19 protein-coding genes are annotated in these 24,976 nt (G+C 67.6%); 12 read left to right on the top strand and 7 right to left on the bottom strand.

What is annotated here, in order from left to right:
* The first annotated feature begins 39 nt into the window (after positions 1-39).
* Complete coding sequence (gene metK / locus ACIQCM_RS01765; RefSeq protein ID WP_400603656.1) at positions 40-1,275, top strand: methionine adenosyltransferase; 1,236 nt, start codon at positions 40-42, stop codon at positions 1,273-1,275.
* A 114-nt stretch (positions 1,276-1,389) separates the two neighbouring features.
* Positions 1,390-3,414 (top strand): primosomal protein N', encoded by a 2,025-nt coding sequence (locus ACIQCM_RS01760; RefSeq protein WP_400604285.1) that lies wholly within the window; start codon positions 1,390-1,392, stop codon positions 3,412-3,414.
* Here the strand turns inward: ACIQCM_RS01760 and ACIQCM_RS01755 are convergent.
* Genes ACIQCM_RS01755 through ACIQCM_RS01740 form a run of 4 tightly spaced genes read right to left on the bottom strand, consistent with a single transcriptional unit; the run spans position 3,411 to position 7,277 of the window.
* On the bottom strand, positions 3,411-4,487 hold the full coding sequence (locus ACIQCM_RS01755) for a glycosyltransferase family 4 protein (protein ID WP_400603658.1): 1,077 nt from the start codon (positions 4,485-4,487) through the stop codon (positions 3,411-3,413). The two genes, ACIQCM_RS01760 and ACIQCM_RS01755, sit on opposite strands and share 4 nt — an antisense overlap.
* Positions 4,484-5,413 carry an alpha/beta fold hydrolase gene (locus ACIQCM_RS01750; protein WP_400603660.1) on the bottom strand — a complete coding sequence of 310 codons (930 nt, stop codon included), beginning with the start codon at positions 5,411-5,413 and terminating at the stop codon, positions 4,484-4,486. Before ACIQCM_RS01750 ends, ACIQCM_RS01755 begins: the two co-directional genes overlap by 4 nt.
* Positions 5,414-5,422: 9 nt before the next feature.
* Complete coding sequence (locus tag ACIQCM_RS01745) at positions 5,423-6,292, bottom strand: aldo/keto reductase (RefSeq protein ID WP_400603662.1); 870 nt, start codon at positions 6,290-6,292, stop codon at positions 5,423-5,425.
* A 19-nt stretch (positions 6,293-6,311) separates the two neighbouring features.
* The gene (locus ACIQCM_RS01740; RefSeq protein WP_400603664.1) at positions 6,312-7,277 is read right to left on the bottom strand and encodes a sugar-binding transcriptional regulator; all 966 of its coding nucleotides are present in this window, start codon (positions 7,275-7,277) and stop codon (positions 6,312-6,314) included.
* 123 nt (positions 7,278-7,400) lie between these two features.
* On the opposite strand from ACIQCM_RS01740, the gene ACIQCM_RS01735 reads away from it, so the two are divergent.
* The 8 genes from ACIQCM_RS01735 to holA all read left to right on the top strand — a co-directional run bounded on the left by ACIQCM_RS01735 (position 7,401) and on the right by holA (position 19,597).
* Positions 7,401-9,212 carry a glycerol-3-phosphate dehydrogenase/oxidase gene (locus tag ACIQCM_RS01735; RefSeq protein ID WP_400603665.1) on the top strand — a complete coding sequence of 604 codons (1,812 nt, stop codon included), beginning with the start codon at positions 7,401-7,403 and terminating at the stop codon, positions 9,210-9,212.
* A gap of 88 nt (positions 9,213-9,300) precedes the next feature.
* Positions 9,301-10,050 carry an MIP/aquaporin family protein gene (locus ACIQCM_RS01730; protein ID WP_400603667.1) on the top strand — a complete coding sequence of 250 codons (750 nt, stop codon included), beginning with the start codon at positions 9,301-9,303 and terminating at the stop codon, positions 10,048-10,050.
* Between the two features lie 55 nt (positions 10,051-10,105).
* Entirely contained in the window at positions 10,106-11,620 is a 1,515-nt protein-coding gene (gene glpK, locus ACIQCM_RS01725) for a glycerol kinase GlpK (RefSeq protein WP_400603669.1), read from the top strand.
* 438 nt (positions 11,621-12,058) lie between these two features.
* Positions 12,059-14,587 (top strand): leucine--tRNA ligase, encoded by a 2,529-nt coding sequence (leuS, locus tag ACIQCM_RS01720; RefSeq protein ID WP_400603671.1) that lies wholly within the window; start codon positions 12,059-12,061, stop codon positions 14,585-14,587.
* Between the two features lie 31 nt (positions 14,588-14,618).
* Positions 14,619-15,581, top strand: coding sequence for a DegV family protein (locus tag ACIQCM_RS01715; RefSeq protein WP_400603673.1), 963 nt, complete (start codon positions 14,619-14,621; stop codon positions 15,579-15,581).
* 126 nt (positions 15,582-15,707) lie between these two features.
* The gene (locus ACIQCM_RS01710; protein WP_400603674.1) at positions 15,708-16,637 is read left to right on the top strand and encodes a ComEA family DNA-binding protein; all 930 of its coding nucleotides are present in this window, start codon (positions 15,708-15,710) and stop codon (positions 16,635-16,637) included.
* 258 nt (positions 16,638-16,895) lie between these two features.
* A complete protein-coding gene (locus ACIQCM_RS01705) occupies positions 16,896-18,755 on the top strand; it encodes a ComEC/Rec2 family competence protein (protein WP_400603676.1) in 1,860 nt (619 codons plus the stop codon).
* Complete coding sequence (holA, locus tag ACIQCM_RS01700; RefSeq protein WP_400603678.1) at positions 18,704-19,597, top strand: DNA polymerase III subunit delta; 894 nt, start codon at positions 18,704-18,706, stop codon at positions 19,595-19,597. The genes ACIQCM_RS01705 and holA overlap by 52 nt, the downstream gene beginning before the upstream one ends.
* An 86-nt stretch (positions 19,598-19,683) precedes the next feature.
* Here holA and rpsT read toward each other — a convergent pair whose 3' ends face one another.
* Positions 19,684-19,944: a 30S ribosomal protein S20 gene (gene rpsT, locus ACIQCM_RS01695; RefSeq protein ID WP_056739236.1), complete on the bottom strand. Its 261-nt coding sequence runs from the start codon at positions 19,942-19,944 to the stop codon at positions 19,684-19,686.
* A gap of 425 nt (positions 19,945-20,369) precedes the next feature.
* Here rpsT and lepA point away from each other — a divergent pair, with 425 nt between their 5' ends.
* Both lepA and hemW read left to right on the top strand, forming a co-directional pair.
* Positions 20,370-22,223 (top strand): translation elongation factor 4, encoded by a 1,854-nt coding sequence (gene lepA, locus ACIQCM_RS01690; RefSeq protein WP_400603680.1) that lies wholly within the window; start codon positions 20,370-20,372, stop codon positions 22,221-22,223.
* A gap of 36 nt (positions 22,224-22,259) precedes the next feature.
* Complete coding sequence (gene hemW, locus ACIQCM_RS01685; RefSeq protein WP_400603682.1) at positions 22,260-23,489, top strand: radical SAM family heme chaperone HemW; 1,230 nt, start codon at positions 22,260-22,262, stop codon at positions 23,487-23,489.
* Between the two features lie 83 nt (positions 23,490-23,572).
* On the opposite strand, the gene ACIQCM_RS01680 is transcribed toward hemW, so the two are convergent.
* Together ACIQCM_RS01680 and ACIQCM_RS01675 are read right to left on the bottom strand one after the other, a co-directional pair.
* Entirely contained in the window at positions 23,573-23,992 is a 420-nt protein-coding gene (locus ACIQCM_RS01680; protein ID WP_377216159.1) for a DUF4870 domain-containing protein, read from the bottom strand.
* 124 nt (positions 23,993-24,116) lie between these two features.
* On the bottom strand, positions 24,117-24,971 hold the full coding sequence (locus ACIQCM_RS01675) for a DUF3097 domain-containing protein (protein WP_400603684.1): 855 nt from the start codon (positions 24,969-24,971) through the stop codon (positions 24,117-24,119).
* Positions 24,972-24,976: the final 5 nt, after the last annotated feature.

The raw sequence follows: 24,976 nt of genomic DNA, 5'->3' as shown, positions 1-24,976 counted from the left end.
TCCCGACGGGGCAGGGACCCCAACCAGTAAGGTAGTTGAGTGACTTTACCGCTGCATCTTCCCCCGTCCCACGCGGCCATGCCCTCCGCGCTCCGGCTCTTTACGTCAGAGTCCGTGACCGAAGGCCACCCGGACAAGATCTGCGACCAGATCAGTGACGCCATCCTGGACGCCCTTCTGGCCGCGGATCCCGAGTCCCGCGTGGCGGTGGAAACCATGGCCACCACCGGTCTGGTCCATGTGGCCGGCGAGGTCACCACCGACGCCTATGTGGAGATCCCGCAGATTGTGCGCGAGACCATCCTGGGCATCGGCTACGACTCATCCGCCAACGGCTTCGACGGTGCCCGCTGCGGTGTCTCGGTCTCCATCGGCCAGCAGTCCAATGACATCGCCGGGGGAGTGTTCAACTCCCTCGAGGCGCGCGAGGGCCGCCAGGAGGACGACTACGACCTCCAGGGCGCCGGGGACCAGGGCCTCATGTTCGGCTATGCCAGCGACGAGACGCCGTCCTACATGCCCACTCCCATCTGGTTGGCGCACCGCCTGTCCGAGCGCCTCACGGAGGTCCGCAAGAGCGGGGAGCTGCCATACCTCCGCCCGGACGGCAAGACGCAGGTCACCGTCGGGTACGACGGGGACGTGCCCGTCTCGGTGGAAACGGTGGTGATCTCCAGCCAGCACGCCGAGGGCGCCAGCCTGGAACAGTTGCGCGCTGACCTTGCCGCCGTCGTCATCAACCCGGTCCTGGCCGGTGCCAACCTGGACATCTCGCGGGTCCGGAACATCCTCAACCCCGCGGGTGAGTTCGTCATCGGTGGCCCGGTTGGCGATGCCGGCCTGACCGGCCGCAAGATCATCGTGGACACCTATGGCGGCATGGCCCGCCACGGCGGCGGCGCGTTCTCCGGCAAGGACCCGTCCAAGGTGGACCGCTCTGCCGCCTACGCGATGCGTTGGGTTGCCAAGAACGTCGTGGCTGCCGGCCTGGCCAAGCGCGCCGAAATCCAGATCGCCTACGCCATCGGCCAGGCGCGCCCGGTGGGCACGTATGTGGAGACGTTCGGCACCGAGACGGTGGATCCGGCCCGCATCAGCGCGGCGATCGCGGAGATCTTCGACCTCCGGCCGCGCGCCATCATCGACGCCCTGGACCTGAAGCGCCCCATCTACGCCAAGACGGCGGCACACGGGCACTTCGGCCGGGACGAACCGGACTTCACCTGGGAGCGGCTGGACCGCGTGGATGAGCTGAAGGCCTACTTCAACGCCTGATTCGAGCTGCACCGCAGCACCCCAGCACTGAAGGGAGGCATCCGGGTGTCCGCTGAACAATCCCTCCAGCCGTCCCTCCTGCAGGGATTTCCGGCCCGTACCCTGCCGGCGGGCATGACTCCGGCGCCGCACCTGCCGGTGGCCCGCGTGCTGGTGGACTCTCCGCTGCCCCACCTGGACCGTCCCTTCGACTACGCCGTGCCGGTGGAGCTGGACGCCGCCGCGCAGCCGGGGGTGCGGGTGAAGGTCAAATTCAGCGGCCAGGACCTCGGCGGGTACCTCCTGGAACGCGTTGCCGAATCGGACGCGGGCCACACCCTGCTGCCGTTGGCCAAAGTGGTGTCCGCGGTTCCGGTCCTGACGCCTGCCGTGCGGGATCTTGCCCTGACTGTGGCCGCCCGCTACGCGGGCACCGTCAGCGACGTCCTGCGTGTGGCAGTGCCCCCACGGGTGGCGAGTGTGGACAAGGACTACCTGGCAGCGGCCGGGCAGGCGCCGCCTCCGCAAGAGACGCCCGGTTCGGCGGTAGCGCGCCCGGCCGCGCCTGCCGCCTGGTCCGCCTACCGCAACGGTCCCGCCTTCCTCCGGCACCTGGCCGACGGCGGGTGCCCGCGCGCCGTCGTCAACCCGCTCCAGGGGTTTGGTCCCGCGGGCTGGCCGCACCTTCTCGCCGCCGCCGTCGCCGCAGTCCATGCGTCCGGTCGCGGCGCCATCGTGGTGGTGCCGGACCAGCGCGACCTGGGAAGGCTGGAAGCGGCGCTGGCGGAGCTGGTCCCCGCCGGTGCCGTCGCCCGGCTGACGGCCGAGGACGGGCCCACCCCCCGATACCGCAACTTCCTCCGCGTCCTGGCCGGGACGGCGAGCGTCGTGATCGGTACCCGCTCCGCGGCGTACGCGCCGGTACGGAACCTGGGCATGGTGGCCTGTTGGGACGACGGCGACGACCTCCACCTTGAACAGCGCGCCCCCTATGCCCACACCCGGGAGGTCCTCCTGCTGCGGGCCGGGCAGGAAAACGCAGCATGCCTCCTGGCCGGGCACTCCCGGAGCACGGAGGTCCAGAGGCTCGTGGAGTCCGGTTGGGCACTTCCCGTCGAGGCCGACCGGCCGGAGGTGCGGCGCTCCGTGCCGCGTTTGCTGAACACGGCAGACAGCTTCGAGCAGGAACGCGACCCCCTCGCCAGGATCGCGCGGCTGCCCGGTGCCGCCTGGCGGGCAGCCCGGGAGGGCCTGCAGCGCGGCCCGGTCCTTGTCCAGGTGGCCCGTGCCGGCTACCTGCCGTCCCTGGCCTGCGAAACCTGCCGCGAACCTGCGCGCTGCCAGTCCTGCCAGGGGCCGCTGGCCTTCGCCGCCGGCAGCTCGCCGGCGCCCCAATGCCGCTGGTGCTCCACCACTGCGCCCGACTGGGCCTGCCCGCACTGTGGGGGCCGCCGGCTGCGGAAAGGCGCCACCGGGGTGCTGCGCACGGCCGAGGAACTGGGCCGCGGCTTTCCCGGGAAAACGGTTATCACGTCCTCCGGGGACCAGGTGAAGGCAACCGTCGGCCCGGCGAAGGCCCTCGTGGTGGCGACCATCGGTGCAGAACCTGTGGCCGACGGCGGCTACGCCGCGGCGCTGCTGCTGGACGGGGACTCACTCCTGCGGCGGGAGAACCTGCGCGCCGGCGAGGACACCGTGCGGCGTTGGTTTAACGCTGCTGCCTTGGTCCGTCCGGCGGCGGAGGGCGGCCTCGTGGTGGTCACCGCAGCGGAAACGGCCGCAGTCGGGGCGCTGCTTCGCTGGGATCCCGCAGGCTACGCAGCGCGCGAGCTCGCCCTGCGGGCTGACCTCCAGCTCCCCCCCGCTGTCCGCGTTGCCGCAGTCACGGGACCACGGACCGCCGTCGAACATTTCACCGCCGCGGCTGCGGCCGACCTTGCGGCAGCGGACATCACGCTCCGCACCGCCGGCCCCGCCCCGCTGCTCCACGGTGCCGCCGGATCCCGGCGCCCGGCCGAGGACGTGCGGACGCTGCTCTTCTTTCCGTATGGCCAGGCAGCCGCCGTCGTCCGCGTTCTCCGGGCCGCAAAAGCCGCCGCCGCGGCGAAACGCACCGACGAACCTGTGCAGCTGCGCCTGGACGGCGTCGACGTCCTTTAGCGCCGGCGGCGCGCCACGATTTCCGCTGCCACATCCACCAGCTGCCGGGCGGATTCATCCCAGCTGAATTCGGCGGCGCGTGCCACCGAACGGCGGGAGGCGGCCTCCCAGCGGTCCGGATCCCGCAGGCGCAGCACCGCATCGCTGAACTGGCGGGGGGAGTCCGGATCCACGTAGCTGGCGGCATCGCCGCCAACTTCACGGAAGATAGGAATGTCGCTGGCGATCACCGGGGTTCCGACGGCCATGGCTTCCACCAACGGGAGCCCGTAACCCTCCGCACGGGAGAGGCTCACCAGCGCCGCGGCCCTGCGCAGCAGCCCGTCGTACTCCTCGTCCGTGACCCCGTTGTGGAACACCACCGAAGCGCCCGGCGGGACCAGCGCCTCGAGTTCAGCCCGGCGCGCAGGCGTAATCCGGCTGAGCAGGTGCAGGGTGTAGTCCGGCAGGCCGGCCATGCCCGCCACCATTGCCTCGACGTTCTTGTATGGCATGAAGGAACCCATGTACAGCAGCGATTTTTCCGCTCCCGCGGCGGCGTCCCGGGGTTCCTGCCCCGGTTGCGGAGCGTTGCTGATGATCCGTACGGGGCGCCGGGTAAGGCGGTATTTCGCGATCAGAGCCTCGGTTGTGCGGCTGATCGTGGCCACCGTGTCCGCCCGGTCCAGGAGGAGCCGCTGTGGCCAGAACGCCTTGTGGTAAAGGCGCCACAGGAGCCGGACCGGAGCGGGCAGGAAGCCGGGCGGCGCCGGGTGCTCATAGTAGATGAGGTCGTGAAGCGTAAGCACCAGTCCGTAGCGCCGGCCCCAGCTGCCCATCGTCTGCATGGGGCACACCACCACGTCCGCGCCCAGCTTGTTGACGGTGTGTGCCACGAAGAGTTCTCGGGGGGATAACGGGCTGTTGATCAGCGTAAAGGGAACATCGGGCAGGAGCGCCAGTTGCCGGACATCCGAGATGAGCATCGACACGTCGGCGATGCGGGCGGTTGCGGCGATCAGGCTGGCGCCGTAGCGGCTGATGCCGTCGTGGTGGCCGAGCCTGGTAAAACGTGCATCGATGATGATTTTCACGCGGGATGGTCCTTCAGGAAGCTGCGGATGAGGCGGGCGGCCGGCTCCGGCGTTTCGTAGTGGATCAAATGTCCGACGCCGGGAATCACCTTCAGTTCGGCGTCGGGCAGGAGAGCTGCCAGGCGGCGCTGGTCAGGCAGGGCGGCTATCTCGTCCTTTTCGCCCGCGATGAGCAGCACGGGCAGGGCCAGGCTGCCGGCCACTTCCGCCACGTGGCTTCCCACAGATGCCCGGAACGACTCAAGCAGGCTGTCGCGGCTTGCGAAGGCGCTGAAGTAGGCACGGTGCTGGCCATGGATGAAACGGCGCAGTTCCCTGTCCCGGGTTTTCGCCATGGCCCCGCTCATCACGCGGACAATGAGCGGGCTGCGCAGCAGGGCATGGCCCGGGCCGCTGGGAAGCCGGGCCGCCAGCATGTAATAGAGGACAGCGAGCCGGGTCATGATCCCCTTGCGGCCCTCAAGCGCCGGTGCCGCAATGGGGTTGACCAGAATGAGGGGCGTCACCGCGCCCGGGTGGTTGGCCACGAAGTGTGCAGCCACGATGGAACCGAACGAGTGGCCGAGGAGTACGGTGTCCGGCCCCAGGTCGAGGGCAGCCAGAAATTCAGCGATGAACCTGCCATAGCCCGCCACGGAGTGCTCGCCCGTCCGGAACGCCGTGGAAGCCCCGAAGCCTGGCAGGTCCGGCATGATGATGCGTGTATCCGGCAGCAGGTCGGCCACCCGGAGGAGCCCGTGGTGATCCCCGCGGAAGCCGTGGATCACCAGGATTGTGCGGGTGTCCGGTGCGGCCCGTTCCGGTTCGTATCTCCAATACGCCACGGTGGCATCCTCAAGGTCCACCGTGGCTGCGGTGGTGCGCGCCGCCAGGCCGGGGCTGAAGTAACGGGACGCGGGGGACCGGCCGGTGTTTGCTGTTTCCATGCTGCGCCCTTAGTTGACGTTGTCCGGGTGGGAGCCGGTGCGCTGGCCCCGTTCCAGGCCGGCGAGCGCGGCCATGTCCCGGTCCGAAAGTTCAAACCCGAAGATGTCCAGATTTTCGCGGATGCGTGCTTCGGAGCTGGCTTTGGGGATGGCAATGTTTCCCAGCTGCATGTGCCACCGCAGGATCACCTGCGCCGGACTCCGGTGGTGTTCGGCGGCGCAGGCGGCCACCACGGGGTCGGCAAGGACCTGGCCGCGGCCCAGGGGGCTCCACGCTTCGGTACGGATTCCCAGTCCCGCGTGGATGGCGCGGAGCTCTTCCTGTTGCAGCCAGGGGTGCAGTTCCACTTGGTTCACCGCGGGCACCACCTCTGCGGTCTGCAGGAGCCGGTCCAGGTGGCCGGGCTGGAAGTTGCTGACGCCGATGGCGCGGACCCTGCCCTCGCGGTACAGCGTTTCAAGGGCCCGGTAGGTGTCCGGGAACAGGCCGCGCCTGGCGCACGGCCAGTGGATGAGGTACATGTCCACGTAGTCCAGGCCCAGATTGACCATGGAGGTGTCGAAGGCCTTGAGCGTGGCGTCGTAGCCGTGGTCGTCATTCCAGACCTTCGTGGTGACGAAGATGTCCTCCCTTGACAGGGCAGGGGAGAACTCCCCGGATCCGCCGTTGTCCGGGCGGCCGTCCAGTTGGGAACTGATTCCGCGGGCGACGCCGGTCTCGTTGCCGTACATGGCCGCGGTGTCGAAGTGCCGGTAGCCGGCGCTGAGCGCCGTAGCCACCACGTCCGCGGCATCCGCGGGAGGCACCTTGTAGAGTCCGAAGCCCAGCTGGTCGATCAGCACGCCGTTGTTCAGGCTGAGCCGCGGTGATTTCCTCATGGCTTCGACTTTACCCACTTCAGGCCGTGACGCCCTCGAACTCCACCAGGCGGCGCGCGGTCCCTTCGTCCAGGATGAGGTCGGTGGCCAGTCCGGCGGCCAGCGCCCCGCGGACGCCGTTGACCTTGGACTCACCCGAGACCACGCAGATCCGGCGGCGCACCTGGCGCAGCTGGGCCAGTGACGGGCCCGTGGAGCGCTCATTCAGGACGATGCCGTCGGAGGACCCGTCGCCCCGGAAGAAGACCGTGGCCACGTCTCCCACGACATCCGAGGCGGCCAGGGTGTTCAGGTCCGACTCGTCCAGGTAGCCGCCGGCGTAGACGTGGCTTGGGAAGTCGGCGTGCACGGAGCCGACACCGAAGATCGCTATGCTCATCTTTGCCTGGAGGGCCAGGATCCGCTGCACGCTGCGCTCATTCCACATGGCCGTTTTAGTGGCGGCATGGTCGAAGAATGCGGGAACCGGGAACTGCTCCACCCGGGCACCGTAGGCGGTGCCGAACCGGCGCATGATGTCGCTGGCGTACGTAAGGCCGGTGGTGTGCATATTGCCCGCCCCGTTCAGCTGGACGATCACGCTGTCATGGGTGATCTTGCGGGTAAGGTGCCTGCTTACGGCACTGAGCGTGGAACCCCAGGCCACGCCAATGATGGCGTTTGAATCCACCAGAGGGCCGATCGTCCGGGCAGCCTGCAGGGCCACGCGGTCCAAGGTTTCGGCTTCGTTCAGGCTCTCCAGCACCGGCACCACATGCACGTCCACGTTGTACCGCTGCCGGATCATGCCTTCGAGTTCCGGGCCCGTATCCAGCGGGTTGCGGATCTGGATCTGCACCAGGCCCGTCTCGCGCGCCGAAGACAGCAGCCGCGAAACCGTGGACCGGGACGTGCGCAGCTCGCGGGCAATCGCATCCATGGTCAGGTCCTGGAGGTAGTACATCTGTGCTGCCCGAAGAGCGTCAGCCGTGCGGGAAGGAGCCATCAGATATCCAATCTGCACGTTTGTGCATAGTGCTTGACGCCATTTTCCATCGATTCAAAGAATAGTAGGGAACGGCGGCGCACCCAAGGTGGCCGCACCACACCAAAGCCCAAGGGAGTAGTTTTGGGACGCAAGGAATCAGCCGGCTCCGCCGGTGACGCACTGTTCACGCCGGGTGCCGGACGGCCCTCGGTCCGCCGGCTTCGCCAGCGCCCCCATGCCCGGGTCCTGGTGGTGGGCGGCGGCATCAACGGCGTGGGAACCTTCCGTGACCTGGCTCTCCAGGGAGTGGACGTGGCGCTCGTCGAGCGCGGCGACTACTGCCAGGGTGCCAGCGGAGCGTCGTCCCATATGATCCACGGCGGCATCCGCTACCTGGAGAACGGGGAGTTCCGGCTGGTCCGGGAATCCGTGGTGGAGCGCAACCGGCTCCTGCGGATAGCTCCGCATTACGTCAAGCCGCTGCAGACCACCATTCCGATCTTCAGCACATTCTCCGGGGTCCTCGCTGCACCGCTGCGGTTCCTGACGCACAAGCAGCAGGGAAGGCCCAAGGAACGCGGCGCCTTCCTGATCAAGCTGGGGCTCAGCATGTACGACTCGTTCTCACGGGACGGAGGCGCTGTTCCCCGGCACCAGTTCCGAGGCCGCAAACGCACCCTGGCCGAACTGCCGGAGCTCAGGCACGACGTAAAGTACACGGCCACTTACTTTGACGCGTCCGTGCACAATCCCGAGCGACTCACCCTGGACGTCCTTCAGGACGGCGAAAAGGCCGGGGCAGCGCCTTCCGGCAGACCCGGCACGTCGGCACGCGCCAGCAACTACGTCTCGCTCGTGTCCATGTCCGGCACGCCGAATCCCGGCACCGGCCGCGGCGGAACCGTGCGGCTGCGTGATGAACTGTCCGGCGAAGAGTTCGACTTCACGGCGGATGTCATCGTGAACACCACCGGTGCCTGGGTGGACCTGACCAACGGGGCCATGGGTGCTGCCTCCTCCTTCATGGGAGGCACCAAGGGCTCCCACATCGTCCTGGACCACCCCGGGCTGCTGACTGCCTGCCGCGGCAGGGAAATTTTCTTCGAACACACGGACGGACGCATCGTCCTGATCTACCCGATGGGGGACCGGGTGCTTGTGGGCACCACGGACGTGGATGCGGACATGTCCCAGGATGCGGTCTGCACCGATGCGGAAATCGACTACTTCTTGGACCTGATCGGCCACGTGTTCCCGGACATCCCGGTCACCCGGGATCAGATCGTCTACACCTTCTCTGGCGTCCGTCCGCTGCCACGCCACGATGCCACCCAGCCGGGATTCGTCTCCCGCGACTACCGGATCGAACGGCGTGCCCCCGAAGCCGGCGGCAGCGGCGCCGTCGTGCTGAGCCTGGTGGGCGGCAAGTGGACCACTTTCCGCGCGCTGGCCGAGCACCTGGCCGACGACGTCCTCACTGAACTGGGTATGACGCGGAAGGTCTCCACGGCGCAGCTGCCCATCGGCGGCGGCGCAGGTTTCCCGTCGGACGATGCCGGTATCCAGCGATGGATCAAGGCGCACATGGGTACCGGGCGCGATGCCGACCGGACCGCACTCCTGTTGACCAGGTACGGCACCCGGGCCGAGGCCGTGATGGAGTACCTCGATGCCGGTCCCGACCGCCTCCTGCATTCCACGAGGGAACTGAGCGTCCGCGAACTGGAATTCATGGCTTCCCACGAACAGGTGGGCCACCTGGTGGATGTGCTTATCCGGCGCACTTCCCTGGCTTTCCGCGGCCTGGTCACCGGTGAGCTCCTCAATGAGGCGGCGGACATCCTGTCCCGCAGCCTCGGCTGGGACACCGCACAACGCTCGGCTGAGATCGCCCATGCACACGATGTGCTGCGGCGGTTCCACCGCGTGGAAACACCCAGCCTGGTCTCCTAGGACCCGCTGCCGGCCGGGCCAGCGTGCCCGGCCACCACCCGGCCTGCCAACCCGCCGCGGGCCGGTAACCTCTACAAAGGAGTCAAAGATGTCTCTTGGAATTGTTTTCCTCTCCGAAGTATTCGGAACGGCGATGCTCACCCTGCTGGGTTGCGGCGTGGTTGCCAATGTCGCCCTACGGGGGACCAAGGGCAACAGCGGCGGGTTCCTGATGGTCACCTGGGGCTGGGGCATTGCCGTGTTCTCCGGTGTGTTCGTCGCCGCCAAATCCGGCGCCCACCTGAACCCGGCCGTGACGCTCGGGCTGCTGGTCAACGGCAAGGGCGAGTATGCGCCGGAAGTCCCGGTGACCCTCGCGTCCACCCTCACCTACTTCGGCGGCGAACTCCTCGGCGCCGCACTCGGGGCAGCGTTCTGCTGGCTCGCCTACAAGCAGCACTTCGATGAGGAGCCGGAGGCAGCCAGCAAACTCGCAGTGTTCTCCACGGGTCCGGCAATCCGTTCCACCCCCTGGAACCTCGTGACGGAAATCATCGGCACGTTCGTCCTGGTGTTCGTCATCCTCACCTTTGGCGGAACGCCCTCGGGTCTTGGTCCCTTGGCCGTCGCGCTGCTCGTGGTAGGCATCGGCGTCTCCCTCGGTGGACCGACGGGCTATGCCATCAACCCTGCCCGCGACCTTGGACCGCGTATCGCCCACGCACTCCTGCCTATCAAGGGGAAGGGCTCCAGCGACTGGGGTTATTCCTGGATTCCGGTGGTGGGACCCCTTGTGGGCGGGTCCCTGGGCGGTATCGTCGCCAAGATAGCGCCCATCATTATCATCGCAGCCGCCTGACCCGCAGGACCCGGCTTCGACAGTTTCAAACCTTCACACAGACAAGGACGTCACCATGAACCAGTACGTAATCGCCATCGACCAGGGAACCACCAGCACCCGTGCCATCGTTTTCGACCACAGCGGCAGTATCGTTTCCAGCGGCCAGATGGAGCACGAACAGATCTTTCCGCAGGCCGGATGGGTGGAGCATGACCCCGCCGAAATCTGGAACAACACCCGGGAGGTCATCGGTTCGGCGCTCTCGAAGGCGAACCTCACGCGGCACGATATAGCCGCCGTCGGCATCACCAACCAGCGCGAAACCGCCGTCGTGTGGGACAAAACAACCGGTGAGCCGGTGTACAACGCAATCGTGTGGCAGGACACGCGCACGCAGGCGATCGTGGACGAGCTGGCGGCGGACGGCGGCCCCGACCGGTTCAAACAGAAGGTGGGCCTGCCGCTGGCCACCTACTTCTCCGGCACCAAGATCAAGTGGATCCTGGACAACGTCGAAGGCGCGCGCGCAAAGGCCGAAGCCGGCGACCTGGTCTTCGGCAACACCGATTCGTGGGTCCTGTGGAACCTGACCGGCGGCGTTGACGGCGGCGTCCACGTCACCGACGTCACGAACGCATCCCGGACGCTGTTCATGGACCTGGAAACGCTCCAGTGGGACGACGGGATCCTGGGGATCTTTGGGGTTCCGCGGAGCATGATGCCCGAAATCCGGTCCTCCTCCGAAACCTACGGCACCGTGCACACCTCCCAGCTCCTGCGGGAAGTTCCCGTTGCCGGCATCCTGGGCGACCAGCAGGCGGCCACGTTCGGCCAGGCAGCCTTCGAGGCCGGCGAGGCGAAGAACACGTACGGCACGGGCTGCTTCCTGATCTTCAACACCGGCGAGGAGATCGTCCATTCCAAGAACGGGCTGCTGACGACTGTCGGCTACAAGCTCGGCGATGCTGCCCCGCATTACGCCCTGGAAGGCTCCATCGCCGTCACCGGCTCGCTCATCCAGTGGCTGCGGGACAACCTGGGAATGATCAGCAGCGCCCCGGAAGTGGAAACCCTCGCCGCATCGGTGAAGGACAACGGCGGCGTCTACATCGTGCCCGCTTTCTCCGGCCTCTTCGCGCCTTACTGGCGCTCCGATGCCCGTGGCGCGATTGTCGGGCTGACCCGGTTCGTGAACAGGAACCACATCGCCCGTGCTGCGCTGGAGGCCACCGCCTTCCAGACCCGCGAGGTGCTGGACGCCGTGAACGCGGACTCGGGCGTTCCGCTCAGCGAGCTGAAGGTCGACGGCGGCATGGTGGCCAATGATGCACTGATGCAGTTCCAGGCGGACATCCTGGGCGTTCCCGTCATCCGGCCGAAGGTCGTCGAAACCACCGCCCTTGGTGCGGCCTACGCGGCCGGCCTCGCCGTTGGCTTCTGGAAGGACCTGGGGGAGTGCTCTGCCAACTGGTCCGAGGACAAGCGCTGGGAACCGCAGATGGACCAGGCCGAGCAGGAACGGCAGATGCGGCTCTGGAAGAAGGCCGTCACGAAGTCCATGGACTGGGTCGACGAGGACGTGAAGTAGGAGACTCGGCACGAACTTCCGGTGTGGCGGGACAGCCGCCTCACCACGCAAGGAAGGCGGCCGTTGCCCCGTCCGTCCCCTGCTGCTCCCTCCGCTCGCAAGCCCGCGGTGGGGCCTTCGCAGCAGGGGGCCCATCGCGGTGCACGGCACACCCGGGCGGGCGGCCGCCTTCCTTGCTTGCGCTCCCGGTCCGACCGCCTGCATTTTCTGTCCCATCAGCCGGTCGTTTGCGACTGGGGCTGGTTGGGTGCGCTAAAGTGGGTGTATGCGTGCGATCCTTCTGCTTAGTTAGCCGCCGGCTTCCGGATAGCGGACAGCCGAGCGGCAGCCCCTCCATGGTGAGGGGCTTTTGTGTGTCCGGGAGCATTTCCGGTGGCAGCAGGAGGATCAGGCCGTTATGGCAGCACAGATGCCGTAACAGAACAGAAGAGGGCAGCAGTGGGCGTTCAGCCGGAGACAGAGACCGGAACAGCAGCAACAGTGTCAGCGGACGTGCCCGAGGAGGGCACCTACAGCTTCACGGCGATGGAGGCCAAATGGCCGCAGGTGTGGGAGGACCTTAAGGTCTTCACACCCGTCGACGATGGGTCGCGGGAGCGCCGCTACGTGCTGGACATGTTCCCGTACCCCTCCGGTGACCTGCACATGGGCCACGCGGAAGCGTTCGCCATGGGCGACGTGGTGGCCCGCTACCTGCGCCAGAAGGGCTATGACGTCCTGCACCCGATCGGCTGGGACTCCTTTGGCCTGCCCGCCGAAAACGCCGCCATCAAGCGCAACGCCCATCCCAGCGAGTGGACCTACGCCAACATCGACACCCAGGCGGCGTCCTTCAAGCGGTATGCCATCTCCGCGGACTGGTCCCGGCGGCTGCACACCTCGGACCCGGAGTACTACCGCTGGACCCAGTGGCTGTTCAAGCGCTTCTACGAGCGCGGCCTGGCGTACCGGAAGAATTCGCCCGTCAACTGGTGCCCCAAGGACCAGACCGTCCTGGCCAACGAACAGGTTGTCAACGGCGCCTGCGAGCGGTGCGGCACCACTGTCACCAAGAAGTCCCTGAACCAGTGGTACTTCAAGATCACCGAGTACGCGGACCGGCTGCTCGATGACATGGAGCAGCTGCGCGGGCATTGGCCCGAGCGCGTACTGGCCATGCAGAAGAACTGGATCGGCAGATCCGAGGGTGCGCACGTCAACTTCGTGATCGAGGCCGACGGCGGCAGGCCCGCCAGGGAGGTCACGGTCTTCACCACCCGCCCGGACACTTTGTACGGCGCAACGTTCTTTGTGGTGGCCGCAGACGCTCCGCTCGCCGTCGAACTCGTCACGGACGAGCACGCCGCCGCCCTGGACGACTACCGCGAACAGGTCAAGGCGCTTTCCGAGATTGAGCGCCAGTCCACCGAACGCGAAAAGACCGGCGTCTTTACGGGCCGGTACGCCATCAACCCGCTGAACGGCGAGAAGCTGCCGGTATGGGCGGCCGACTACGTCCTGGCCGACTACGGCACCGGAGCCATCATGGCCGTGCCCGCCCACGACCAGCGCGACCTGGATTTCGCCCGCACCTTCGACCTTCCCGTGCGCGCGGTCCTGGACACCGGAGAGGAAGACCCTTCCGTGTCCGGAACCGCAACTGCGGGCGAGGGAACGCTGATCAACTCCGGCGAACTCAACGGGCTGCCCAAGGCGGAGGCCATCCCTGCCGCCATTGCCATCCTGGAACGCCAGGGCACCGGCGAGAAGTTTGTGAACTTCCGGCTGCGGGACTGGCTGCTGAGCCGCCAGCGGTTCTGGGGTACTCCCATCCCGATCATCCATTGCCCGTCCTGCGGCGAAGTTCCGGTGCCGGATGAGCAGCTGCCCGTTACGCTGCCCTCCGACCTGCGCGGCGAGGACCTGTCACCGAAGGGCACCTCGCCCCTGGCTGCGGCCGAGGCCTGGGTGAACGTTGAGTGCCCCACCTGCCATGGGCCGGCCAAGCGGGACACGGACACGATGGACACCTTTGTGGACTCGTCCTGGTACTTCCTCCGCTTCGTTTCACCGCACTACACCGAGGGCCCCTTCGATCCTCAGAAGATCAACGACTGGATGCCGGTGGGGCAGTACGTCGGCGGTGTGGAGCACGCGATCCTGCACCTGCTGTACGCCCGGTTCTTCACCAAGGTCATCAACGACCTCGGCCTGATCGACGCCAACGAGCCCTTCACCGCATTGCTCAACCAGGGCCAGGTCCTCAACGGCGGCAAGGCGATGAGCAAGTCGCTGGGCAACGGTGTGGACCTCGGGGAGCAGCTGGACAAGTACGGCGTGGACGCGGTGCGCCTGACCATGATCTTCGCCTCCCCACCGGAGGACGACGTGGACTGGGCGGACGTCTCGCCGTCGGGCTCTGCGAAGTTCCTGGCCCGCGCCTGGCGCCTGGCGCAGGACGTGGCCAGCGAGCCCGGTGTCGACGTGACCAGCGGTGACCGCGCCCTGCGTTCCGTCACGCACCGGACCATCGCAGATGCCGCCGAACTCCTGGACGCCAACAAGTTCAACGTCGTGGTGGCCAAGCTGATGGAACTGGTCAACGCAACCAGGAAGGCCATCGATTCAGGCGCGGGCGGTACTGACCCGGCAGTCCGTGAGGCGGCCGAGGCGGTTGCCGTGATCCTGAGCCTGTTCGCCCCGTACACGGCTGAGGACATGTGGAACGTGCTGGGGCACCCTGCCTCGGTGGCCAATGCGGGCTGGCCGGCGCACGACGAGTCCCTGCTGGTGCAGGACACCGTCACCGCCGTGGTGCAGGTGCAGGGTAAGGTCCGGGACCGGCTTGAGGTTTCGCCGGATGTCTCCGAAGACAGCCTGCGCGAGCTCGCGCTGGCATCGGAGAACGTGCAGCGTGCCCTGGACGGCCGCGGTATCCGTACCGTGATTGTCAGGGCCCCTAAACTGGTGAACATCGTCCCGGCCTAGCCGGAGGACACCTACACCGGGGGAGGCCCGCTTGCCGGACCGAAATGCTGCTGCCTGGCCGTGGCTGAGGGCACGCCTTGCCGGGCTGCGCGCGGCACCCGCGCCGGGGCCAGGCGGAACCCGGCCCGCCGCCGTCGTACGCACTGCCGTGGTGACCGATTCCGCGGCCGCCCTTCCGGCGGAGTGGGCGGCGGGGCAAGGCAGCCTGGCCGTGGTTCCCATGCCCGTCATGGTGGGCGATGAGATTTACGGCGAAGGCGAAGACGACATCCTGGAGACCGTTGCCCTTGCCCTGGCCGCGGGCACGCCGGTCAAAACGTCGCGGCCATCGCCCGGGCAGTTTGAACTGGCCTACCGGTCGGCCAGGGACCGCGGTTTTGAGTCCGTAGTGTCCGTGCATATTTCAGGTGAGCTGTCCGGCACCGCGGACGCGGCCCGGCTGGCTGCCTCACGGGTCGACATTCCGGTTGAAGTGGTGGACTCCAGGACCGCGGGCATGGCACAGGGCATGGCCGTCCAGGCGGCCGTGGAGGCCGCCGCGCAAGGCCTTCCAGCGAACGAAGTAGCCCAGGCCGCTGCCCGCCAGGCCGGGCGCACCCGGGTCTATTTCTACGTACCCAGCCTTGAGCAGCTCCGCCGGGGCGGCCGGATCGGGGCCGCGGCCTCGTTTCTCGGTACCATGCTGGCCATCAAGCCCATCCTTGCCATGGAAGACGGACGGATTGTTCCGCTCGAGAAAGTCCGCTCGGCCGCGCGCGCCGTGGCGCGCCTTGAGGAGATTGTCGTTGAGGACGCCGCTGCGCGGTCCGGAGAGGTCCGGCTGGCGGTCCACCACTTCGGCAACCGGGAGGAAGCCGGGACCCTCGCCGTCCGGTTGGGAGCTGCCCTGCCTGACTGCCCGCCCGCGCAGATCAGCTCGCTGCCGGCGGTCCTGGCAGCGCATGCCGGCCTGGGCGTGCTGGCGGTCATCGTGGGGGAGGGCAGCCCGGGTTAGCTTCTGGTCGGGACCGGCGGGTTCCACACACAGAAGGTGACACTGAGCAGGTAGCTGCACACGGCGCTATCCACATACGGCGCCGCCCCGTTGTTCCGGTTCATGGCCGGACCATAGGTTGGAGCCATGTCACGCCGGGAGCAAGGAGCATGCCGCCAGCGGCGCCATGCCCGGGACCGGCTGCAGGCCACCCTCGGCGGCCAGCAGGGCGCCTCCCTCCTGCACGGAGGGGAGGGTGCAGAAGCGTTCCAGTACCACGGGGCGGCGGGCGATTCCGGCAGTCGCGGGACCAAGGCGGCCACAACGGGGGAAGTCCGGTCCCGCGGGCCGGCCGAACCGCCGGCGGGCGCAGGTCCACGGCCTGTCCGGCTGCGCTGGCGGATGGGGCTGCGCGTGGCACTTCTCGTGGCCATCCTCGCCCTCTGCGCCGCTGCCGGCTTTTGGTGGCAGGCGGTGGCGGAGCGGCCGGAAGTGTTGCCGCTCAGTGACGTCGTGTCCGAAGAGCCGCCGGGTGACAACTCCGGCACGGCCGGGGGGCCGCCTGACCACGCCGGTGCTGCGGAGGTTACGGCCGAAGAGCCGGCAGGCAGGGTAGTTGTCCATGTGGCCGGGGCGGTGGCAAAGCCCGGGGTTGTCCAGCTTCCGGCCGGCAGCCGTGTGCACCAGGCCATAGCAGCGGCCGGAGGCGCCGGACGCGGCGCGGACCTCAACCGTCTGAACCTCGCCCTTGTGCTTGCCGACGGCTCCAAGATCCAGGTCCCGCGAAAGGGTGAAGTCCTGCACTCCGGCGATGCACCCGGGGACTCCGCAGCAACGGGCACGGCGGGAGAAGATAACGGAAGCGGTGCCGGCGGGACGGACGGCCCCAAGGTCAACCTGAACACGGCCACCCTCGAAGAGCTGGACGCCTTACCCAAGGTAGGCCCTGTCCTTGCGCAGCGCATCCTGGACTGGAGGAAGGACCACGGATCCTTCAAGAGCGCGGAAGACCTGGACGCCGTGGACGGGGTGGGCCCCAGGATGCTTGAAACACTGCTGCCGCTGGTGACTGTATGAGGCGGTTGGATGACGACGAGCCGTAGAAACCCCGCAGTCCGGCATGCCAGCCCGTGGAGCAGGTTTGTGGACTCCGCTGTCCGGGGCGGGAATCCGGGACCGCCGGCGGGCCAGAGGACATGCGCCACGGCCACACTTCCGTCGGAACAGGCACGCCCGTCGGTGCGTGCCACCGACGCTGTCCGCCGGTGGACACGGATAGACTCCTCCGGGAGAACGTCCGATGGCGCCCCCAGGGCTCCCCGCCGGCGCACCGACGTGCGGCTCGCCGTTCCCGCTGTGACGGTCTGGGGCGCGTCCGTCGCCGGGCTGTGGCTGATACCTGCTGCACTGGCGGTACTCTGCGCCTTGCTGGCCGGAGCCGCGGCCTGCATGCTCTGCTTCCTGCGCGGACGTGGACCACGCGGCCGGAGCTTCCTTGCCACGGGTGCCGTGGCGCTGCTCCTCGCGGTGGCGGCCGCCGCACATTCGTCTGCAGCGGCCGGGCAGCGTTTCGACGGTCCGGTTGCCGACGCGGTGGCGGCCAAGCGCACGGCCGTGGCCCTGGTCGAAATCGCCGGGCCGCCCAGGGCACTGGTCAATCCGGGAGCGGCCGCGGACCGGGCCGGGGAAGCAGCGGCTGAAGCCGGCCCGGCCGCGTATTCGGAGACCGTGACGCCGGGCCGTTGGGCCGTGCCGGTGTGGACCCGGGAACTGACCGCCGGCAGCACCCTGATCAGGACGCGGGCCCGGCTCGTCGTGATCGGCGGGGGAGGGTGGGGTGCCGTGGTTCCCGGACAGGTCTTCCGGGTGGCCGGTACGCTGCGGCCGGCGGAACCCGGACAGGTGGAAGCGGGCATCCTGGCCGCGTCCGCCGTGATGCCCCCGGCAGGTGCGGGGACGGGGCTTCAGGGCGCGGCCAGGGACCTGAGGACCCGCTTCGTCGCGGCCGCGGCTTTTCTTGCGCCGGACCCCCGGGGACTGCTGCCGGGTATGGTCACAGGCGACACCACAGCGCTGGACAGCGGACTCGAAAGCGCCATGCAGATGGTGGGCATGACCCATCTGACCGCTGTCAGCGGTGCCAACTGCAGCCTGGTCCTGGGCGCGCTCCTCTTCGCCTGCAGGGGGGCGAGGCTGCCGCGGGTTCCGGCCGCGGCGGGCGCCCTGGCGGGGCTTGGACTGTTCGTGGTCCTGGTGGGGCCTGACGCAAGCGTGCTGCGGGCGGCACTGATGGGAGCTGTGGCGGTGGCGGCACTTGCCGGCGGACGGACCGGCCGCGGCCTGAGTTTCCTCTGCGTGGCGGTTATTGGCCTGCTTCTGTCCGACCCCGCCCTGGGCAGCAGCGTCGGCTTCCTCCTGTCCGTCCTGGCAACTTTGGGCATCATCGTGCTCGGCCGCAGGATCATCGAGGCCACGCCACACTGGGTTCCGCGGTGGGCAGCAGCCCTGGTGGCGGTTCCCCTGTCCGCGCAACTTCTTTGCGGGCCCGTGATCGTCCTGCTTCAGCCACAGTTCGCCACCTACTCGCTGCCCGCCAACGTGGTGGCGGCGCCGCTGGTGGCTCCCGTCACGCTCCTCGGGACTGCTGCGGTACCGCTCGTTGCCCTGGCCCCTTGGCTTGCGGCCGCGCTCATTGGGGTGTCGGGAACTTTTTGCGGCGTGGTTGCCGCAGTGGCCAGGGGCGCCGCACGGCTTCCCGGTGCCGCACTGCCGTGGCCGGAGGGACCTGCAGGAATGGCGACCATGGTCCTGCTGTCGGCGCTCACCTACAGCCTCCTGGCCGCCGCATTGCGACCCGCTGCTGCGGCGAGGCTCGTGGTGCGGGCGCACCGGAGGACTGAACGCCTGCTCGAAAACCTGGAGCACACTGTTGCCTCCATAGGCGGTCCGCGCGGCTTGGACGCGGCGCGCGGACATGGCAGGCTTGACTACTCAACAGCACTTTCCGGAAGGAACCCCCGATGGCCGCTGCGCAAAAGCGTGCAACCCGTCCGCCGGCGTCGAACGCGTCTGCCTGGCGGGACGCTGCCCCGGCCGCCGTCGTCCTGGTCAGTGGCCCGGAAGACTACCTGGCCGCCAGGGCGGTGGACAGCATCCGCGCCCAAGTCAGGGCCGCGGACCCGGAGGTGGAGGTAACCCGCATCAACGCTTCCGGCTACGAGGCCGGCACGCTTGCCATGCAGGTCAGTCCCTCCCTTTTTGGCGAAAGCAAGCTCATCGAGGTTGAGGCCGTTGAGGCCATGAATGACGCGTTCCTGGCGGACGCCCTGGCGTATCTGGGCCACCCCGGTGATGACGCCGTCCTGGTGCTGCGCCATGCGGGCGGCAACCGGGGGAAAAAGCTGCTGGACACCATTAAGAAGGCCGGCTGGCCAGTGGTGGACTGCCAGCCGCTCAAGAAGGACGCGGACAAGGCAGCCTTCGTGGCCACCGAGTTCAAAGCCGCTGGCCGCCGGATCGACCAAGAAGCCGTACATGCGCTGGTCAATGCGGTGGGAGCCAATTTGTCCGAGCTCGCCGCAGCCTGCAGCCAACTGATCGCGGACGCGGCCTCGGCGGTGACGGTGGAAGTAGTGGACCGCTATTACGGCGGCCGGATCGAAGCCACCGCCTTCAAAGTGGCTGATGCCGCAATGGCCGGCAACGGCCCTTTGGCGTTGTCCACCCTGCGGCACGCGTTGGCAACCGGCGCCGACCCGGTGCCCCTTGTGGCGGCACTCGCGGCGAAGCTGCGGACTGTTGCCCGGGTTGCCGGCGCCTCCGGATCGGCGGCGCAGGTCGCCGCGGAACTCGGGATGCAGCCATGGCTGGTGGAGCAGGCGCAGCGTGATGTCCGCCGCTGGACCCCCGATGGATTGGTCCGCTCGATCCAGGCCACCGCCGAGGCTGACGCTCAGGTGAAGGGGCTCTCGCGCGACCCCGTTTATGCGGTGGAACATGCCGTCCGTATCATCGCCACGTCGGTCAAGGGCAGGTAGCCCCGCTGAAGCATGCGGCTTAAAGAGGTGTGGCCGGTACCCGAGGGGTACCGGCCACAGCCATCAGTTCAAACGAACTGGAAACCTTACAGTGCGTTGACCTTCTTGGAGATCGCCGACTTGCGGTTCGCTGCGTTGTTCTTGTGCAGAACACCCTTGCTGACAGCCTTGTCCAGCTTGCGGCTGGCAGTAACCAGGGCAGCGGCAGCTGCATCCTTGTCCGTGGACTCAACGGCGGTGTTGACGGCGCGGATGGCCGTCTTCAGCTCGGACTTGACTGCGTTGTTGCGCAGACGGGCCTTCTCGTTGGTGAGGATGCGCTTCTTCTGGGACTTGATATTCGCCACGTGTGAACTCTCTTTTTAATGCGGAAATGGTCTAGAGGGCTTTCAGATTGGCCATTGACTGAGCGGCGTGGGGATACCTATGGCGGCCAACCATCAGTGGCCGTCGACCTGCACGGACACACAGCTATAAAGAATAGCAGGTCAGCGCCCGGGCTGGCCATTTTCAGAACGACCGTGTCCGCTGCGGGACGGCCTCCTCGCCCGCCCGCCAGCGCGGAGCACCGAACCGGCCGGGCTTTGCCACGGCCGCGGTCCTGCCCTCCCGGCCCCGGCGGGCCGTGCAGCGGCGGCGGCAATCCGCGCCGGAATGCGGCGGCACGCCCCGGGACGTGGGACACTGGAGGCTGAAGATGTGCGGCCCTCCGAAGGTAACGGTGAACGTTCCTGCCGGCCGGCCGCGGAAAAGCCAACAGTAAGGACCCTGCGTGTCTCCCATGGCCCGCACCGCCCCGGTGCCCGCCGCGACAGATCCGGCCATCATTCGGAACTTCTGCATCATCGCGCACATTGACCACGGCAAGTCCACCCTGGCAGACCGCATGCTGCAGTCCACGGGCGTGGTGCAGGCACGCGACATGAAGGCACAGTACCTGGACCGGATGGACATCGAGCGCGAGCGCGGCATCACCATCAAGTCCCAGGCGGTCCGCATGCCATGGGAAGTCGATGGCGTCAGCTATGCCCTGAACATGATCGACACCCCCGGCCACGTGGACTTTACCTACGAGGTCTCCCGGTCCCTCGCAGCATGCGAAGGCGCTGTGCTGCTGGTTGACGCCGCCCAGGGCATCGAAGCCCAGACCCTGGCCAACCTGTACCTGGCGATGGAAAATAACCTCACCATCATCCCGGTGCTGAACAAGATCGACCTCCCTGCCGCCCAGCCCGAGAAGTACGCCGCCGAACTGGCGAGCCTGATCGGCGGCGAGCCCGAAGATGTGCTGCGGGTGTCGGGCAAAACGGGCGTGGGCGTGGAAGCACTGCTGGACAAGATCGTCATGGACCTGCCCGCCCCCGTAGGGAACGCGGACGCTCCGGCCCGTGCCATGATCTTTGACTCCGTTTACGACACCTACCGTGGCGTGGTCACGTACGTGCGGGTGGTCGACGGCATGCTGCACCCCCGTGAGCGCATCCAGATGATGTCCACCAAGGCCTCGCACGAGCTGCTCGAGATCGGCGTCAGCTCCCCGGAGCCCACACCTTCCAAGGGCCTGGGCGTCGGCGAGGTGGGCTACCTGATCACCGGTGTGAAGGACGTCCGCCAGTCCAAGGTCGGTGACACTGTCACAAACCTGGCCAAACCGGCGTCGGAATCCCTCAGCGGTTACGCCGACCCCAAGCCGATGGTGTTCTCCGGCCTTTACCCCCTGGACGGCACCGACTACCCGGTATTGCGCGATGCCTTGGACAAGCTCAAGCTCAACGACGCCGCCCTGATCTACGAACCGGAAACGTCCGCGGCCCTTGGCTTCGGCTTCCGCGTGGGTTTCCTGGGCCTGCTCCATCTGGAGATTGTGCGCGAACGCCTGGAGCGGGAGTTCAACCTGGACCTCATTTCCACCGCACCCAACGTGGTTTACGAAGTGACGATGGAGGACAAGAGCGTCCTCACCGTGACCAACCCCAGCGAGTTCCCCTCCGGCAAGATCCGCGAGGTCCGTGAGCCCATGGTCGCCGCCACCATCCTGGCGCCCAATGAGTTCGTGGGGGCCATCATGGAGCTGTGCCAGGGACGCCGCGGCCAGATGAAGGGCATGGACTACCTCTCCGAGGACCGGGTGGAGCTGCGTTACTGGATTCCGCTGGCCGAGATCGTCTTCGATTTCTTCGACATCCTGAAGTCCAAGACGCGCGGCTACGCATCGTTGGACTGGAAGGCCGACGGCGAGCAGGTCGCCGACCTGGTCAAGGTGGACATCCTGCTCCAGGGCGAACAGGTGGACGCCTTCAGTGCCATCACCCACAAGGACAAGGCTTATGCCTACGGCGTGATGATGACCGGCAAGCTCCGTGAACTCATTCCCAGGCAGCAGTTCGAGGTGCCCATCCAGGCTGCCATCGGATCCCGGATCATCGCCCGCGAAAGCATCCGGGCCATCCGCAAGGACGTCCTGGCCAAGTGCTACGGCGGTGACATCTCCCGAAAGCGCAAGCTCCTCGAAAAGCAGAAAGAGGGCAAGAAGCGCATGAAGATGGTCGGCCGCGTGGAGGTTCCGCAGGAAGCCTTCATTGCCGCGCTGACCACCGACGAGTCCAAGGACAAGGCGAAGAAGTAGTGGTTACCGTGGCCGGACTTTCCCAGGGCCGCAGCAATGCCTAGCGTTCTTCCCCTGGGCGCCCCCGCGCCGTCGGACGGCCTCCTGCCTGGCCAGGCAGCGGAAGGCGCGGCGGGGCGCGGCTTCGGGCTGTACGTCCATATTCCGTTTTGCGCCGTGCGCTGCGGCTACTGCGACTTCAACACCTACACGGCCACCGAGCTGGGCGGCGGGGCATCGCAGGACGCCTACGCCGGCACCGCCGCTGCCGAGGTGGAGTTCGCGGGCCGGGTGCTGTCCGCGTCCGGCGTGCCGGAACGTCCGCTCAGCACCGTGTTCTTCGGTGGCGGCACGCCCACGCTCATGCCTGCCGCGGACCTTGCCCTGGTCCTGCGCGCCGCCGTTGATCGGTGGGGAATCGAGGACGGCGCCGAGGTCACCACTGAGGCCAACCCGGATTCCGTCACGCCGGAATCGCTTGCCGTCCTGAAGGAGGCGGGGTTCACCCGGGTTTCCTTCGGCATGCAGTCCGCGGTCCCGCACGTGCTCAAGGTCCTGGACCGGACGCATTCGCCGGCACGGGTGCCGCAGGTGGTCCGGTGGGCCCGCGAGGCCGGCCTGGACGTGAGCCTGGACCTGATCTACGGGACACCGGGGGAGTCGCTGGATGACTGGCGCTTCTCGCTCGAAACGGCGCTGTCCTACGGCCCGGACCACATCAGCGCCTACGCGCTGATCGTTGAGGACGGAACCAAGCTTGCGGGGCAGATCCGCAGGGGCCAGGTACCGGAAATTGACGACGACGATCATGCCGCCAAGTATGAACTCGCCGACCAGCTCATCACCGAAGCAGGGCTCGGCTGGTACGAGGTCAGCAACTGGGCCCGGACGCCGCGCCACGCCTGCCGCCACAACCTCGCCTATTGGCGCGGGGATGACTGGTGGGGCATCGGTCCGGGCGCGCACTCCCACGTGGGCGGCGTGCGCTGGTGGAACGTCAAGCACCCCACCGCCTATGCCGGCCGGCTGGGCCAGGGGCTCTCACCGGCAGCCGGCAGGGAAACTCTGGACCTGGAGACCCGTGCCGTGGAGCACGTGATGCTGGAGACCCGACTCTCCACGGGGCTGGACGTTGCCTCGCTGAAACCGGCGGGCCGCCACGAAGTGGCCGGACTGATAGCCGACGGCCTGGTGGAACCGGCCGCCGCCTTCCGCGGCCGCCTGGTCCTGACCCTCAAAGGCCGGCTCCTGGCTGACGCCGTGGTCCGACGTCTGCTGCCGGACTAGTTCCGTGAACTGAAACGCGGGGTCACTCCGGTCCCCATAACGTGCCGATATGAGGCGAAAAGTGACCCCGCGTTGCAGTGGGCTTACTTGATCCAGCGCAGGTTGTACTGGTAGCGGTGCGGCTGGCCCTTGTTCACGTGGATACCGGCGGAGACCGAGAAGCACGTGAGGGCGATCCAGATGAGGGTCGCGATCACGGCGAAGATGTTGCCCACCACCGGGACGAACACCAGGATATTGGCGATGACGGCCGCGATGGTGGGTGGCAGGCTGAAGTTCAGTGCTTCCTTGGACTCCTGCGCGGTAAACGGCCCGCGGTCCCGGAAGATCAGGTAGATCAGGAGAGACGGCACACAGCCAAGGATGCCGCCAAAGTGCGCCAGCGTGGCCCACTGCCGGTCCTCGCTGGCCGTCAGCGGCAGCGCATTCGCCGGAACGCCGTGGTATTCGGAGCGGCCCGGGCCGTCCTGGCGGTTCCTGTGATCACGTGCGTTTTCTGCCACGGTCTGATTCCTTCTGGAGTGCTATTGGTGCCGGCGGGTACATGGTGCCCTGTGCTGCCGGTCCGCCGGGAATTGGCGAACCTGCACTAATAAGAATACTGTCTGCCAGGCATGGCTCCGCCTTTTAGGGGACGGTGAGGAAATCGATCACTTCTTCCACGCGTCCCAGCAGCGACGCCTCCAGGTCTGCGTAGGTCCGGACGGCGCCCAGCAGTTTCTGCCAGCCCAGGCCGATGTCCTCCTTCGTTTCATGCGGCCAGCCGAAGGCGGCCAGTATCCCGGTCTTCCAGTCCTGCCCGCGGGGCACCACCGGCCACTGTTCGATGCCCAGCACGGACGGGCGGATTGCCTGCCACACGTCCACGTACGGGTGACCGACAATAAGGACGTTGCCGGCCGCGCCCGGTGAGGACATCACGGCCTCCGCAATGCGGGATTCCTTGGAGTCGGGAACGAGGTGGTCCACCAGGACACCAAGCCGCCGTCCGGGGCCGGGGCGGAATTCCGCCACCGCCGCGGCGAGGTCGTCAATGCCGTGGAGGGGTTCGACGACGATGCCCTCCACCCGGAGGTCGTCTCCCCATACCTTCTCCACCAGTTCGGCGTCGTGCTTGCCTTCCACCCAGATGCGGCTCGCCTTGGCCACCTGTGCGCGCTGGCCGGGGACCCGCACGGAACCAGACGCGGTACGGCCAGGTCCGCCTGCCTGTCCTGCGGCGGTGCGTGGAGCCGGCGGCAGCAGCCGGATCGGCCGGCCCTCGAGGAGGAAGCCGAAGCCCAGTTTGAAGGAGCGGGACTTTCCGCGCCGGTCCTCCAGCGCGACCACATGCATGCCGCCGGACTTCTCTACCCGGGTGACCGCACCCACCCATCCCGACTGGACGTCCTCAAGGACCATGCCGCGCTCCACCGGCACCTCGGGCAGCGCGGTCCTGGCAGGAGCCGACATATCCCGGGGGCCCCAGTTCTGGTAATCCATGGATT

Origin of the sequence: Pseudarthrobacter sp. NPDC092439, assembly GCF_044754945.1 — a bacterium.
Classification (GTDB): Bacteria; Actinomycetota; Actinomycetes; order Actinomycetales; family Micrococcaceae; genus Arthrobacter.
This window is presented reverse-complemented; position numbering and strand designations above follow the sequence as displayed.